Origin of the sequence: Lentzea waywayandensis, from assembly GCF_900115955.1 — a bacterium.
In the GTDB taxonomy this organism is placed as follows: domain Bacteria; phylum Actinomycetota; class Actinomycetes; order Mycobacteriales; family Pseudonocardiaceae; genus Lentzea; species Lentzea waywayandensis.
The window spans coordinates 35514-48803 of record NZ_FOYL01000019.1 but is presented as its reverse complement, the minus strand read 5'-3'; the positions used below and the strand labels follow the sequence as shown (position 1 = coordinate 48803).

Here is a 13290-nt window from a genome sequence, read left to right as displayed (position 1 = left end):
CCCGCGTGCAATGAAAAGTCGCGTTGACTTTGACGTTGCGTCAACCTTTAACGTCTTGGGAGAGCGCGAAGGGGGAACCGAAATGGCCTGGTCGATCGCCCAGGTGGCCCGGATGTCGAAGGTGACGTCCAGGACGCTGCGGCACTACGACTCGATCGGGCTGCTGCCGCCGGCCTGGATCGGCGACAACGGTTACCGCTACTACGAGAAGGAACAGGTGCACCGCCTTCAGCAGATCCTGCTGCTGCGCGACCTGGGTCTGGGCCTCGACGTGGTGGCGAAGGTGCTGGACGGCACGAACCAGCTGACGGTCCTGCGCAACCACCACCGGTGGCTGCGGGACGAGCAACAACGGCTGGACCGGCTCGCCCACACCGTCGCGCGAACGATCGAAGAACTGGAAGGAGGGGACGAAGTGAAGATGGAAGAGCTGTTCGACGGCTTCGACGCGAAGAAGCAGGAACGGCACGAGGCCGAGCTCGTCGAGCGCTACGGCGAGGGTGCCCGTGAGCACATCGCCGAGAGCCGCAAGAAGATGAAGGGCTGGACGCGTGCCGACGCGGACCAGTTCATGGCCCAGTGGCAGGAGATCGCGCAGAAGCTCGGTGTCCTGTACACGGCGGGCACGGCGATCGACGCTCCGGAGACGCAGGAGCTGATCGACCGCCACTACCGCTGGATCTGCCTGAGCTGGACGCCCAACCGGGAGTCCTACCAGGGACTCGGCGACCTCTACGTCGACTCGGACGAGTTCCGGGTCAACTTCGAGGTCGACGGCGGCGGCAACATGGCCGAGTGGACTCGTGACGCCATGAAGCACTACGCCGAGACGCGGTTGTAATACCTGATTTGCTTTTCTGGGAGAAAGGCACAGCGGGAGCTGCAGATCCCGCCCTCCCTTTACAGGCCGAAAGCTTTCAAGGCTTCCCGGTTGAACGCCGGCAGGTCGTCGGGATTGCGGGACGTCACGAGCGTCCACCCGTTCATGTCGCACACCCGGACCTCTTCGTCGGCCCAGTCGCCGCCCGCGTTGCGGATGTCGGTCTGCAGGCTCGGGAACGAGGTCAGCATCTTGCCGCGCACCACGTTCGCCTCGACCAGCAGCCACGGGCCGTGGCAGATCGCCGCGATCGGCTTGCCGGCGGCGACCAACGCGTGGACCAGCTCGACGGCGTCGTCGTCCATGCGCAGGAAGTCGCTGTTGGCCACACCGCCGGGAATCACGGCGCCGTCGTAGTCGTCGGCGGACGCGTCGGCGAAGGTCGTGTCTACGGAGAACGAGTCGGCGGGCGTGAGGTGGTTGAACCCGCGCACTTCACCGAGCTTCGGCGCGATCAGGCGCGGCACTGCGCCGGCCTTCTCGACGTGCGCCCACGGATCGGTGAGCTCGATCTGCTCGATGCCCTCTTCGGCGACGAGGAACGCGATCTTCTTCTGTTCAGCCATGCACTTCGGCTACCCGGCGAAGAAGGAGACCAACCGGTGCCGGATCTCGGCGCGATGGGTGATCATCGGCGAGGGCGAGTCGATCAGCCACAGCTCACCCTGGGGAAACGCCGCGGCCGTCGCCTTGGCCACGTCCTCGGGGTGCAACGGGTCTCCGACCGCTCCGATCACCAGTACCGGAGTCGGCACGGCGGCCAAAGCCGAGGCGTCGGACACAGCCACCTGACCCGGCAGCTGCTCGGCGGCGGCCTCCAGGCGTTTCAACGCGGCCCGCCGCTCGGCGACGTAGATGGGCGGTCCGACGGTCAGGTCGGACAGCTGCTGCAACGTGATCGGCGGCCGAGGCTGGTCCAGCACGGCGGGCAGCAGCAGGGCCACCCGCTGAAAACGATCAGGTTCGAGGGACATCAACCGCACCAGCGCGCCGGCGCCCAGCGAGACACCGACGGCGTGTTCGGCTGCAACGGTGCCCAGATCGGCCGCGATCCGGCCGTAGTCCCAGTACCCGGCCGGAGCGTCGGGGGCGTCGCCGTGGGACGGCAGCGTCACCACGACACGGGTGCCGGGCAGCCCGGAGGCGGGGATGCGCGCCTCACCGGGCGTGGCGCCGAGCCCGTGGGCGACCAGGGTCACCGGTGAGCCGGAGCCGTACGAGTGGGTGATCACCAACGAGGGCCGCGCTGGACCTCGATCAGCTTCGGGCGCACGTCCACCATGTACACGAGCACCGCGATGAGACCGGCCAGCCAGAAGATCGACCCGACCCCACCTGGCCCGAACAGCAGCAACGCCGCCGTCCCGCCGCCGGTGATACCCATCCAGGCGGGCTTGGTCATGCGCTCGATCGCGGTGTACGCGTCGGGGCGCTGACTCAGTGCGTGGAAGAACGCGAACAGGCCGAAGATGCTGAACCCCAGGTCGGCGAAGAAGTACACGATGCCGTCGAGGTTCCAGATGCTGAAGATCGGCACGTAGAACACGCAACCAGACTACGTGGACGTACGACGGGAGGGGAGCAGCCCTGTCGGACTGCTCCCCTCCCGGAGAAATTCACAGACTCACTTGGCGGTGTTCGGGGTGGTCTTCTTCGCCGCGGTCGTCGTGGTCGTGGTGCGGGTCGTCGTCGCCGGCTTGCGCGGCGCCGTGCGGTTCGCGGTCTTGCGGGCGGTGCTGCGGACCTCGTGCGCGACCTCGTCACCGGCCTCGGCGATCTCCTCGGCCAGCTTCTCGCTGCCCTTGTCGACCGCGATGGCGACCTTCTCGCCGACCGAACGGGTGCGACGGGTCACCTTGCCGAGGACGTCGTCCGCGAGCTCACGGGCGTCGGCGGCAGCGGACTCGGCGCGCTTCTGCGCGGCCTCGACGGCCTGCTCGACCTGCTCCACGGCCTGCTTGACCTGCGGCTGGGCCTTGATCTGCTCCAGCGTCTGCTCGCCCTGGTCGGCGAGGTAGGTGTACAGGTTCACCGCGGAGGCGGTGTAGGCGTCGACCAGCTTCTTGAGCTCGGCCGGCTGCAGCTTGTCGCGCAGGTCGCCCAGCTCGGTCGGGAGGTCCTTGGCCTGGGTGCGGGCCTCTTCGGCACGCTCCTTGGCCTTGTTCAGGGCCTCGACGACGGCCTTCGCGGCGAGGTCACCGGCGCCGAGAGCGGCGAGCAGTGCCTGACGAGCGGCGTGCGCGCCCTGCTCGGCGGCCTTGCGAACGTCGTCCTGGGTGAGCTTCGGCATGGAGATCAGTCCTCCTTGTTGGTGGCGGTGTTCTCCCGCCGGAAAGATTCGTAGACGTCGAGCAGCACCTGCTTCTGCCGCTCGGTCAGATCGGTCGCGGCGACGATGGCGTCCGCCAACGCACCGCCTTCGCGCTGCTGGAGGATCCCGGCCTCGACGTAGAGCACTTCGGCCGAGATGCGCAGGCCCTTGGCGATCTGTTGAAGGATCTCCGCGGACGGCTTGCGCAGTCCTCGCTCGATCTGGCTGAGGTATGGGTTGGAGACACCCGCCTGCTTCGCCAGTTCCCGCAAGGAGATCTTGGCCGTGTTGCGTTGCTCGCGGATGTACTCACCGATGTTGCGGCCGAGGTCCGCGACTGCTTTGTCGATGGACTTGTCCACTGTTCCCGCTCCCGTTCCTCGTGCCACCAACTACGTTAGCGACGAGTGCTAGCTATTGCAAGCACCCTGCTAGCAATCGCTGCGTGTGCTACGCCACAGGGATACCGTGGGAGGTGACATGGACGGCGCCGGGGCGTTACGAGCCGAGCTGGCGGATCACCTGCTCGGTGACGGTGTGCTGCACGATTCCAAGTGGCTCAAGGCTTTTCGCGCCGTTCCGCGGCACGAGTTCCTGCCGCGCTTCTACCGTCAGCTGCACACCGGCGACTGGGAACAGGTCACCGCGCGGCACCCCGAGTGGCTCGAACTGGTCTACGCCGACCGGGTGTGGGTTACCCAGTTCGACGGCGACGACACCGTGAGCGGCGGCACACCGACCTGTTCGTCGAGCATGCCCACGATCATGGCGATCATGCTGGAGGCCCTGGACGTCCACAACGGACAGTCGGTCCTCGAGGTGGGGACGGGCACGGGCTACAACGCGGCTCTTCTGTGCCACGCCGTGGGTTCCGGCAACGTCACCACGATCGACGTCGACCCGCACATCTCGCGGCGAGCACGCAAACGACTGCACCGCAACGGTTTCTTCCCCACCTGTGTGACGGGCGACGGCGCGCTCGGCCATCCGGATCGCGCGCCGTACGACCGCTTGCTGGCCACCTGCTCCGTCTCGACCATTCCGGCCGCCTGGCTGGAGCAGACGAGGCAGGGCGGCCTGGTGGTGACGACGTTGCACCGCCCCATCGGCGCCGGGCTGGTGCTGATCGCGTCCAACGGCGACGGCACCGGCGAAGGACGCGTGCTCACCGAGGACGGGCGCTTCATGCCGTTGCGCGCGCACGCCCACCCACGGGCGCTAGCGGGAGAAGGCACGTTCGAACGCCGCGCCACCACGTTGCGGCTGAACTCCGTCATCGATCCGGCCAGCCCGTTCGAGTTCTTCGCGGGCATCGCGTTGCCGGACGTGGCAGCCGGCCGCGACTGGCTGGCCCATTCGGACGGATCCTGGGTGCACCACCACGGTTCGCACGTCGACCAGGGCGGCCCGCGCAAGCTGTGGGACGTCGTGGAGCAGGCCCTCGTCGACTGGAACGACCTGGGCAAACCGCGCCGCGACCAGTTCGGGATCACGATCGGCGCCGACGGCCAGCACCTGACGCTGGGCGATCTCCGCTGGCATCTGTGATCAACAACCAAACGTCACGACACGGGTCACTGAATCGACCCCAGGCGGATGCGGTGCGTCATGATGCCTCGCATGTCCAGATTCCGTCAGCGAGCGCTGCTGGCCGGGTGCGTGCTGACCGCGTTGCTCACCGCGGCCGGGCTGATCGTGACCGACCTCGGCATCCACCCGCACCTGTGGCTGATCGTGCTCGCGCTGGCGTTCCTGGGCTTTCTGGCTTTGCTCGACCCGTGGGTCCGGCGCAGGCACAACGCCGCGCTCAGCACTGACGAGCACCTCGACGCCGCGTGCCGCGCGCTCGCCGTCGGCCTTCAGTCGCAGTGGAACGAGGAGGTGCGTTCGCGCGGCCTCACCGACCCGGACGTGCTCGACCTGCACTGGATCGCCCCCGAACTGGACGTGAGCGACGAGCCGGACGCGCCGCCCGGACGCAGCGACGCCGTGGTGGGCGCGTTCGAACGGCAGATCAACCGCCGGATGGTGATCATCGGCGAGGCCGGCACCGGCAAGTCGACGGTCGCGATGCTGCTGACGTGCGGCCTGCTGGACCGCTACGACGGCGGCATGGTGCCGGTGCTGCTGCCGCTGTCGACGTGGAACCCGGCGGTCGAGGACGTCCGCACGTGGCTCACGCGCAGGCTCTACGAGGACCATCCGGCGTTGCGCAACACCGAGCTGTACGGCAGCTACGCCGGTGATCTGCTGGTCGAGCAGCACCTGGTGCTGCCCGTGCTCGACGGCCTGGACGACATCCCCGCCCACCAGCGCGCGGACGCTCTCGCGCGGATCTCGAAGGCGTTCGGCGCGAACCGGCCGCTGGTGCTGACCTGCCGCACGGCCGAGTTCGCGCAGGCCGTCCACCTCGCCGGTCCGCTGCCCGGCGCGGACGTCGTCGAACTGGCCCCGCTGGACCTGGACGAGGTCGCCGCCTATCTGCGGGCGAGCGCCGACAGCTGGGGCGCGGCGCGCTGGGAGCCGGTGTTCATCCAGCTGCGCGAGGAACCGGACGGCAGGCTCGCGGACGCGTTGTCCACGCCGCTCACGATGTGGCTCGCCAGCATCGTCTACGCGGACAGCGAGGCCGAGCCGACCGAACTGCTCGACCGCGGCCGTTTCCCGGACGCGCGGGCGATCTCCGACCACCTCTGCGACGAACTGGTGTCGCGGGCGTTCGGCAACAGGGCGTTCGCGCACCACGCCAGGGCCACGCAGGTCTGGCCGCGCGACAGGGCCCGCAAGTGGCTCGAGTTCCTGGCTCACGAGATGCGTGAGCGCGGCATCCGCGAACTGGCCTGGTGGGAGCTGCGCCGCTCGGTCGGCAGCACGTGGCTCGCGGTGCTCGGCGCGCTGGTGCTGGGCGCGATCGGCGGGTTCGGCGTCGGCTGGCTGATGGCGTACTCGATTACGCCGTCGCTCGCCCCGATCACCGGCCTGGTGGCGGGCATCGGTGTCGGCGCGGCCGCGCTGACCGCGTCACACGAGCGCAAAGCCAAGCCGCGCTTGGGAATCTGGCGCAGTCTGCTGCTCGTGCCCGGCGTGCTGGGACTTGCCGCCGGACTCGTTTTCGGGGCACTGTACGGACTTTCCGCCGGACTCGTCGTCGGCCTGGGGCTCGCCGTGGCGATCGCGCTGCGGTTCGCGTTGTCGAGCGCGGCCGAGCTGTCGCAGGCTTCCAGTCCTCAGTGGACGATGTCGCGCGACCGGATCGCGGTGTGGACTGGGTCTCTCGTGCTGGCCGTGGTGTTCGGTTCGGCGGCGGCGCTGGTGTTCGGCCCCGGCCAGACCGGCATGGTCGGGCTGGGGCTCGCGTCCGGGCTGATGCTCGGGTTCGCACTGGCCGTGCTGCACCTGCGCTGGTGGTGGTTCACCGTCGCCCGGATCTGGCTGGCACTGCGCGGAAAGCTGCCCTGGGAGCTGATGGTGTTCCTGGAGGATTCACGCAAGCTCGGCGTGCTCTGCCGGGCGGGAGCCTGCTACCAGTTCCGGCACGGACTGGTGCAGGACCGCCTGGCAGAGCACGAGTCGACTACTCGCTCTGCAACCCCAGTGCTCCGGTCGCCTTTCTCAGCGAGGGCAACGTCAGAGCAGTGACCGCGAGCACCAGCGCCACCGAGGCGCCGGTGAGTGCGGCGATGCCCGGCCAGTCGTAGGCGACCTCGGCGCCGAACACCCGCGTGACCATCACGCCGAGCCCGACGCCGGTGCCGACCGCGATGACCGTGGACAGCACCAGCGGCACGCCGTTCTGCCACAGCAACGACCTGGCGAGCGTGCCGCGCGGTACTCCGGTCGCCGCCAGCACGGCGAGAGGACGGCGGCGTTCCCGGACCTGTTCCAGCGCCATTACCAGCAACGACGCTCCGGCCAGCAGCAACGTCAGCACCGCGCCCGCGAGCAACGCCCTGCGGATCGAGGCGAAGATCAACTCGACCTCGGCCGAGTCGTCCTGGCCGACGAAGTACGCGTGGACCCGCCAGCTGTACGCGGCGACGGAGTTGCGCATGTGCTCGGCGGCGTCCGGCACCGCGAGGTCGAGCTCGGCCTGCAACTGGGGCCGGCTGTCGGTGAGGTCGAGGCCCTTGGCCGCGGCAGGGGTGAGGTAGATGCCGGGACTGGTGCCGGGGACCTCCCGCAGCGCGGGCAGGGTCCAGGCGCTCTCGCCCTGCGTCTTCACCGCGTCGCCCGCCCTGACCTCGGACATGTCCCGCGCGAACCGCACCAGGTAGGCCTTGCCGTCCACGCAGTCCGTGACGTCCGCCTGTGCCTTCAACGCCGCGCAGGTGCCGACGGAGACGGACGTGGTGCGGTCGTCCGGCTGGGTCACGTAGGTGCGGTCGAGCACGTGCACGGCCCGCACGCCCTCGGCGGCCTCCACAGCCTTCCGCAGTCCGGCGGCGTCGATGTCCTCTTTGGGTGTCAGGGCGATGAAGTTGTGGGTCGCGTCCCGTTTCTCCTCCGAGACGACGTCCTTCTCGACGCTCGCGAGGATGACCTGCAACGTGACCGTGCCGGCGAGCACCACGGCCACGCCACCGACGACCCGCGCCGCCGTACCCGCGTCGAGCTGCAACCGGCGCACCGCCAGCTGCAAGGCCGGGGTGGCACCGCGCATCCAGTTCACGACCCGCTCCACCAGCCACGGCAGCAGCACCGGGATGCCCAGCATCAGCAGCACCACGCCGGCGATGACGACGACCTGGAACGTCGTGCCCTTCTCGCCGCTGTCGCCGAACTGGCTGGCCAGCAGGGCGATTCCGCCGAGCGCGGGCACCAGACGCCACCACAGCCTGCGCCGGACCGGCTTCTGGTGCCGGACCACGCCGAGCGGTTCGATGATCGTGCGGCGCATGGCGAACAACGACGTGAGAACCGCGAGCACCGGCACGGCCACGAGCACCACCGCCGTGAGAGACGGGGTGGGCAGCAGGTCGCCGGGGTAGAACGCGAGCTCGGGAACGGGAACGTCGTCGGCCAGCGGCCGCACCGCGAGGAAGATCCCGATGCCGAACACGAGCCCGGTCAGCGCGCCGACCAGCGTCTCGCCGGACGCGATCAGCCGCACCCGGCCCGCCGCCGCGCCGACCAGCCGCAACGCCGCGAGCCTGCGGTCGCGCTGGGCGGCGGCGAGCCTGGTGGCGACGCTGACGAACACCAGCACGGGGAACAGCAGCACGACGATGCCGACGAGGCTGAGCATCCACAGCACCGGGTCGAGCCCCATGCGCTGGTACGCACGCCCGTAGCCGTACACCTTGGTGCCGGCGTCCTCCGCGATCTTGCTGTCACCGGCGTAGAACTTCAGGTCGTGAGGTCCGATCAGGCCCGCCGCGCCGATCGTGCCGATCACCTTCTGCGGGAACCGGGGACGCAGCAGCTCACCTTCCGGCGACGCGAGCAGTTGCGCGAGCGCGGGCGACACGACGACCTCGCCGTCCTGCGGCAACCGTTCGAGGCCCGGCGGCACCGGAGCGTTCTGCGCGCGCACGTTCACATACGTGCCGGGGATGTCGTGCGAGCGGAAGTGGACGTACATCTCTTCGACCAGCACCGGCGCCGGCCCGTCGCCCTCGGTCATCTCACTGCGCGCATCACCCCGGTCGTCCCGTGCGTCCAACGCGTTCGGCAACGCGGCGGCGAGCAACAGCATCGCCACACACAGACCGATGCCGACGCCCTGAAGTGCGAGCCTCCCCCACGACTTCCGGCTGCCCCCGACGGCCAGCCGGACGCCGAGGGCGAGGTCGTTGAACACGTGCTTCATCGAGCGAACTCCACGTCCCTGGCCTTGCCGTCCCGCACGACGACCTCGCGGTCGGAGTAGGCGGCGACGCGGGCCTCGTGCGTCACCAGCACGACCGCGGCACCGGTCTCCCTGGCTGCCGTCGTGAGCAGGTGCATGACCCGCTCGCCGTTGAGCGAGTCGAGAGCGCCGGTCGGTTCGTCGGCGAAGATCACCTTCGGCCCCGTGACCAGCGCGCGGGCGATCGCAACGCGTTGCCCCTGACCACCGGACGTCTCGCCGGGCCGCTGGTCCGCGACGCCGTCGACCTCCAGCTTGGCCAGCCAGTCCTTCGCGGCGTTCTCCGCGTCCTTGCGCTTCACGCCGCTGAGCCGCATCGGCAGCGCGACGTTCTCCAGGCAGGTCAGCTCCGGCACGAGCTGGCCGAACTGGAAGACGAACCCGAAGTCGGTGCGCCGCAGCTCGCTGCGCTCCCGGTCGGTCATCGAGGTGAGCTCGCGGTCGCCGTAGCGGACCACACCGGAGTCCGGCGCCAGGATGCCCGCGATGCAGTGCAGCAGGGTGGACTTGCCGGAGCCGGAAGGCCCCATCACCGCGACGATCTCACCCGCGCGGACGGTGAGACCCGCACCTTCGAGCGCGTGCGTCTTACCGAACGACTTGTGCAGGTCCTCGGCCCTCAAAAGGCTCATTTCCTGACCTCCTGGGCCAGTCTGTCGAGGCGCGCCGCGGTCAGTTCGAGCCACCGCAGGTCCGCTTCGAGGTGGAACAGGGCGAAGTCGCAGATGAGCTGGTCGGCGAGGTCGCCGTCCACCTTGCGCTTGGTCAGGTCGCGCATCGTGGTGAGGTGCGCGGAACGTTGCGTGTCGAGCACCTCGGTGGCGCTGCGGCCGGACAGCAGGGCCAGCACGACCTTCGCGTAGAGGGTGTTCTGGAGGTACGGCTCCGGCTTCTCCGGCGTGCCGAGCCAGCGTTCTACATCAGTGACCCCGGCGTCGGTGATCGCGTACCGCTTGCGCTCCGGGCCGTCGCCCGCCTCCACGCCCGCCTCGCTCACGAGGCCGTTCTTCAGCAACCTCGACAGGGTCGAGTACACCTGCCCGTAGTGCAACGGCCGGTCGTGACCAAAGCGCTCGTCGTAGGCGCGCTTGAGGTCGTATCCGTGCCTGGGACCGCCCTCTAGCAGCCCCAACAGTGCGTGTCCGATCGACATGAGGAGCACTATACACACGAGGTATACACCCGGTGTATTCATCAGATGCCCTGACGGGCAACCGCCGTGGCGCCTACAGTGGTGGGGTGACTGGTCTGACTGTCGGCTGGGATCACGACGTCGAGCTTCTGCTCGACTTCCTGAACACTCGACACGTACTGGACAGTGAAGCCTCCTGGCGCGCATGGGTGACCGAGCGCGGCCTGGGGCGGAGCAGCGAAATCGCGCAGGCGCGCGCCGCTCGTGCGGCACTGCGGTCGTCCATCGAGGGGTCGTCAGGGCCTCAGACAGCGGCGGGCGTCGTCCACATCGAGCTCACCGACGGCGTCCCCGTGCTGTCGAGCTCGGACGCGCTCGGCGCGGTGCTCGCCGCGTCCGCCCGCCTGGCCGTGCTGGGCTCCTGGGAACGCTTCAAGATCTGTCCCGCCGACGACTGCCTGCGTGCGTTCTTCGACCGCTCCCGCAACCGCTCGCGCACCTGGTGCTCGATGCAGGTGTGCGGGAACCGCGAGAAGGCGCGCACGTTCCGAAAACGGACCCGCGCCCAGAACCCGCCTCAGAACAGCACGTTGGCCACGGTGTAGATCACCAGGCCGGCGAGCGCGCCGACAACGGTGCCGTTGATCCGGATGAACTGCAGGTCCCTGCCGACCTGCAGTTCGATCTTGCGCGAGGTCTCCTCGGCGTCCCAGCGCTCGACCGTGTCCGTGATCAGCGTGGTGATCTCCGCGCGGTAGTTCGAGACGACGTACCCGGCGGCCTGCTCCAGCCAGCCGTCGACCTTGGCGCGCAGTTCGAGGTCGTCGGTGAGGTTCGTGCCGAGGTTGATCAGGCCCAGCGTGACGCGCTTGCGGAGCTCGCTGGACGGGTCCTCGGCGGCGTCGATGAGCATCTTCTTGGCCGTGCCCCAGGCGCTGCTGATCAGCTTCTGGACGTCCGGGTGGGTGATGACCTGCTGCTTGACCTGCTCGGCGCGCTGCATGGTGGCCGGGTCGGTCTGCATGTCGGTGGAGAACTCGATCAGGAACTGGTCGACGGCGAGCCGCATCGGGTGGTTGACGTCGGTCTTGACCGCCCAGGCGAAGTTGACCAGCTCCGCGTAGACCTTGTCGCCGAGCAGCGCGTCGACGAACTTGGGCGACCACGTCGGCGCGCGGTCCGTGACGATGAGGCTGACCTTGTCCGAGTTGTCGCGCACCCACTCGTAGGCCCGGTCGCACATGAGGTCGACGAGCTTGTGGTGCGCGCCGTCGGTCAGGACCTGGTTGAGCAGCTTGCCCAGCGGCGGACCCCACGGCCTCTCCGTGACCCGCTTGACGATCGCCTGTTCGAGGACGGCCTGGACCTCCTCGTCCTTGAGGACCGTGATCGCGCCCTTGATGACGTTCGCGAGCTCGTTGGTGATCCGCTCGGCGTTCTCGGGCTGCTTGATCCACGCGCCGGCGCGTTCCGCGATGCCTGCCCTGCGGAGCTTGTCCTGCACGACCGCGGGGCTCAGGAAGTTGACGCCCACGAAGTCGCCGAGCGTCTGCCCGAACATGTTCTTGCGCTCGGGGATGATCGCGGTGTGCGGGATCGGCAGCCCCAGCGGACGCCGGAACAGAGCGGTGACGGCGAACCAGTCCGCGAGCGCGCCGACCATGCCGGCCTCCGCGGCGGCCCGCACGTAGCCGACCCAGGCGCCCTCGAAGGCGTGCGTGCCGAAGAAGATGATCGTCGCGCCTATCAGGAAGCTCGTCGCGACGAGCTTCATCTTGCGCAGGTCCGTGCGCTTCTGCTGGTCAGCGGCGGTCAGTTGCTCCACAACGCCATTGTCCGTCAACTTCCGGATCTAGGGGCTGAGCTTGCGGTTTCAGCTCCCCGATCGGATCGCGTCTCCGTCCATCACTGGCTGCCATGGACGAAGCCGCATCAACCGCACGCGCTCAAGCGGCAGGTTCGGGCACGTTGACAAGTACCCACACCGAGCGTGCGCGGTCGCGCACGTTGATCCCGGCGACGTGATCAGACGGCCCAGCGAGGCCGCACTGACGACAGCGGAAACAGTCTCGATTGAGCCTGTTGTTGCGGGCCGTGTGACCGCAACGCGGACACATCTGCGAGGTGTGGCGGGCATCTACAGTGATCACCTGGACACCCGCGCGCTTCGCCTTGTATTCGATGAACGCACCGAGCTGCCGGAAAGGCCAGGAAGAGTGGGTGGCTCGCTGATCGCGGCGAGGCCGTACCCGGTCGCGAATTCCGCTCAGATCCTCCAGAGCGATACCGCGACCGGTGCGTTGCGCGACAGCCACCAACTTCTTGGCGATCTCATGGTTCACCTGAGTCACATGGCGATGCTCCCGCCGAACCCGCCGACGCAGGCGACGGGTCGCCGATCTGGTGCGCCTGGCCTGCAGCTCGGCGCGCTTTCGCGCGTGCCATCGCCGGTAACGCCGCAATCGGCGGCCCTGAAAATTCTCGCCGTCCGACGTGGTGGCCAAGTTGATGATTCCGCGGTCCACGCCGATCCAATCGGTTGGCGGCACAACCTCGGGTTCGGGCACTTCACAGGTGGCGATCAGCAGCCATTTGCCGCCGCGAAACACCAGGTCAGACTCACCTTGCCGGTGCGCGACGAGCATCGCGAGCTGCGCAGGATGCCCAGCGAACCGAACACCCTTCAAGCGACCCGCGACAGTCCAGATCGACACCGTCTGGTCGTCATACCGCCACGAAAGCATGCGGTCGTCGAATGGCTGCGCCGCATCCTCCCGAAACCTGATCGCCTTGCTTTCAGCCTTGGCCTTACCTGGACCGGCCAGGCTGCCGATTCGGATTCGCGCATGCACGCTGGCGTAGGCGTCAACTACTTTCTTCACCGTCCGCACCGCGGCTTGAGCTCCGAGCCCAGCTGCGCGCATGTCCCCGTAGACCAGCTTCTGCAGGTCATTGCGAGAACTCACGCCGCGCTCGAACGCCATCTTCGATGCATTGTCTGCGGCAGCGTTGCACGCATGCAGAGTCGCAACCAGCGCTGCCGCCTGCGCGGCACAAGGCAGCAAGCGAACCTGCACGACGACCTTCATCCAACAAATCTAGAACATACGTTCGACGGG

Annotated in this window: 14 protein-coding genes; 4 read left to right on the top strand and 10 right to left on the bottom strand. The window is 68.4% G+C overall.

Going from position 1 to position 13290, the window contains the following annotated elements:
- Positions 1–82 precede the first annotated feature (82 nt).
- Positions 83–841 carry a MerR family transcriptional regulator gene (locus tag BM417_RS42675; RefSeq protein ID WP_093605816.1) on the top strand — a complete coding sequence of 253 codons (759 nt, stop codon included), beginning with the start codon at positions 83–85 and terminating at the stop codon, positions 839–841.
- A gap of 59 nt (positions 842–900) precedes the next feature.
- On the opposite strand, the gene BM417_RS42670 is transcribed toward BM417_RS42675, so the two are convergent.
- The 5 genes from BM417_RS42670 to BM417_RS42650 form a co-directional block, all read right to left on the bottom strand.
- Positions 901–1446 (bottom strand): type 1 glutamine amidotransferase domain-containing protein, encoded by a 546-nt coding sequence (locus BM417_RS42670; RefSeq protein ID WP_093605815.1) that lies wholly within the window; start codon positions 1444–1446, stop codon positions 901–903.
- 9 nt (positions 1447–1455) lie between these two features.
- Entirely contained in the window at positions 1456–2112 is a 657-nt protein-coding gene (locus tag BM417_RS42665) for an alpha/beta fold hydrolase (RefSeq protein ID WP_093605814.1), read from the bottom strand.
- The gene (locus tag BM417_RS42660) at positions 2109–2402 is read right to left on the bottom strand and encodes a DUF2516 family protein (RefSeq protein WP_093605924.1); all 294 of its coding nucleotides are present in this window, start codon (positions 2400–2402) and stop codon (positions 2109–2111) included. Before BM417_RS42660 ends, BM417_RS42665 begins: the two co-directional genes overlap by 4 nt.
- A 102-nt stretch (positions 2403–2504) precedes the next feature.
- A complete protein-coding gene (locus BM417_RS42655; protein ID WP_093605813.1) occupies positions 2505–3170 on the bottom strand; it encodes a hypothetical protein in 666 nt (221 codons plus the stop codon).
- Between the two features lie 5 nt (positions 3171–3175).
- Complete coding sequence (locus BM417_RS42650; RefSeq protein WP_030477927.1) at positions 3176–3553, bottom strand: helix-turn-helix domain-containing protein; 378 nt, start codon at positions 3551–3553, stop codon at positions 3176–3178.
- A 118-nt stretch (positions 3554–3671) separates the two neighbouring features.
- On the opposite strand from BM417_RS42650, the gene BM417_RS42645 reads away from it, so the two are divergent.
- Positions 3672–4739: a methyltransferase domain-containing protein gene (locus BM417_RS42645; RefSeq protein ID WP_093605812.1), complete on the top strand. Its 1068-nt coding sequence runs from the start codon at positions 3672–3674 to the stop codon at positions 4737–4739.
- Between the two features lie 72 nt (positions 4740–4811).
- Positions 4812–6830 carry an NACHT domain-containing protein gene (locus BM417_RS42640; protein ID WP_245822738.1) on the top strand — a complete coding sequence of 673 codons (2019 nt, stop codon included), beginning with the start codon at positions 4812–4814 and terminating at the stop codon, positions 6828–6830.
- Here BM417_RS42640 and BM417_RS42635 read toward each other — a convergent pair.
- The 3 genes from BM417_RS42635 to BM417_RS42625 are packed head-to-tail and all read right to left on the bottom strand — an operon-like array spanning position 6766 to position 10192.
- On the bottom strand, positions 6766–9000 hold the full coding sequence (locus tag BM417_RS42635) for an FtsX-like permease family protein (protein ID WP_093605811.1): 2235 nt from the start codon (positions 8998–9000) through the stop codon (positions 6766–6768). The two genes, BM417_RS42640 and BM417_RS42635, sit on opposite strands and share 65 nt — an antisense overlap.
- Entirely contained in the window at positions 8997–9671 is a 675-nt protein-coding gene (locus tag BM417_RS42630) for an ABC transporter ATP-binding protein (protein WP_093605810.1), read from the bottom strand. The genes BM417_RS42635 and BM417_RS42630 overlap by 4 nt, the downstream gene beginning before the upstream one ends.
- A complete protein-coding gene (locus BM417_RS42625; protein WP_093605923.1) occupies positions 9668–10192 on the bottom strand; it encodes a PadR family transcriptional regulator in 525 nt (174 codons plus the stop codon). The genes BM417_RS42630 and BM417_RS42625 overlap by 4 nt, the downstream gene beginning before the upstream one ends.
- Positions 10193–10278: 86 nt before the next feature.
- Here BM417_RS42625 and BM417_RS42620 point away from each other — a divergent pair, with 86 nt between their 5' ends.
- The gene (locus tag BM417_RS42620) at positions 10279–10776 is read left to right on the top strand and encodes a CGNR zinc finger domain-containing protein (RefSeq protein WP_245822736.1); all 498 of its coding nucleotides are present in this window, start codon (positions 10279–10281) and stop codon (positions 10774–10776) included.
- Here the strand turns inward: BM417_RS42620 and BM417_RS42615 are convergent.
- The gene (locus tag BM417_RS42615) at positions 10749–11996 is read right to left on the bottom strand and encodes a DUF445 domain-containing protein (RefSeq protein WP_407656217.1); all 1248 of its coding nucleotides are present in this window, start codon (positions 11994–11996) and stop codon (positions 10749–10751) included. The two genes, BM417_RS42620 and BM417_RS42615, sit on opposite strands and share 28 nt — an antisense overlap.
- Positions 11997–12117: 121 nt before the next feature.
- Positions 12118–13260 (bottom strand): RNA-guided endonuclease InsQ/TnpB family protein, encoded by a 1143-nt coding sequence (locus tag BM417_RS42610; RefSeq protein ID WP_218164743.1) that lies wholly within the window; start codon positions 13258–13260, stop codon positions 12118–12120.
- Positions 13261–13290: the final 30 nt, after the last annotated feature.

What these genes read in the sequence shown, in the direction of transcription:
- BM417_RS42655 (WP_093605813.1), bottom strand. Translation starts at nt 3,170, where the DNA reads ATGCCGAAGCTCACCCAGGACGACGTTCGCAAGGCCGCCGAGCAGGGC.
- BM417_RS42625 (WP_093605923.1), bottom strand. Translation starts at nt 10,192, where the DNA reads ATGTCGATCGGACACGCACTGTTGGGGCTGCTAGAGGGCGGTCCCAGG.
- BM417_RS42645 (WP_093605812.1), top strand. Translation starts at nt 3,672, where the DNA reads ATGGACGGCGCCGGGGCGTTACGAGCCGAGCTGGCGGATCACCTGCTC.
- BM417_RS42640 (WP_245822738.1), top strand. Translation starts at nt 4,812, where the DNA reads ATGTCCAGATTCCGTCAGCGAGCGCTGCTGGCCGGGTGCGTGCTGACC.
- BM417_RS42630 (WP_093605810.1), bottom strand. Translation starts at nt 9,671, where the DNA reads ATGAGCCTTTTGAGGGCCGAGGACCTGCACAAGTCGTTCGGTAAGACG.
- BM417_RS42675 (WP_093605816.1), top strand. Translation starts at nt 83, where the DNA reads ATGGCCTGGTCGATCGCCCAGGTGGCCCGGATGTCGAAGGTGACGTCC.
- BM417_RS42635 (WP_093605811.1), bottom strand. Translation starts at nt 9,000, where the DNA reads ATGAAGCACGTGTTCAACGACCTCGCCCTCGGCGTCCGGCTGGCCGTC.
- BM417_RS42610 (WP_218164743.1), bottom strand. Translation starts at nt 13,260, where the DNA reads ATGAAGGTCGTCGTGCAGGTTCGCTTGCTGCCTTGTGCCGCGCAGGCG.
- BM417_RS42670 (WP_093605815.1), bottom strand. Translation starts at nt 1,446, where the DNA reads ATGGCTGAACAGAAGAAGATCGCGTTCCTCGTCGCCGAAGAGGGCATC.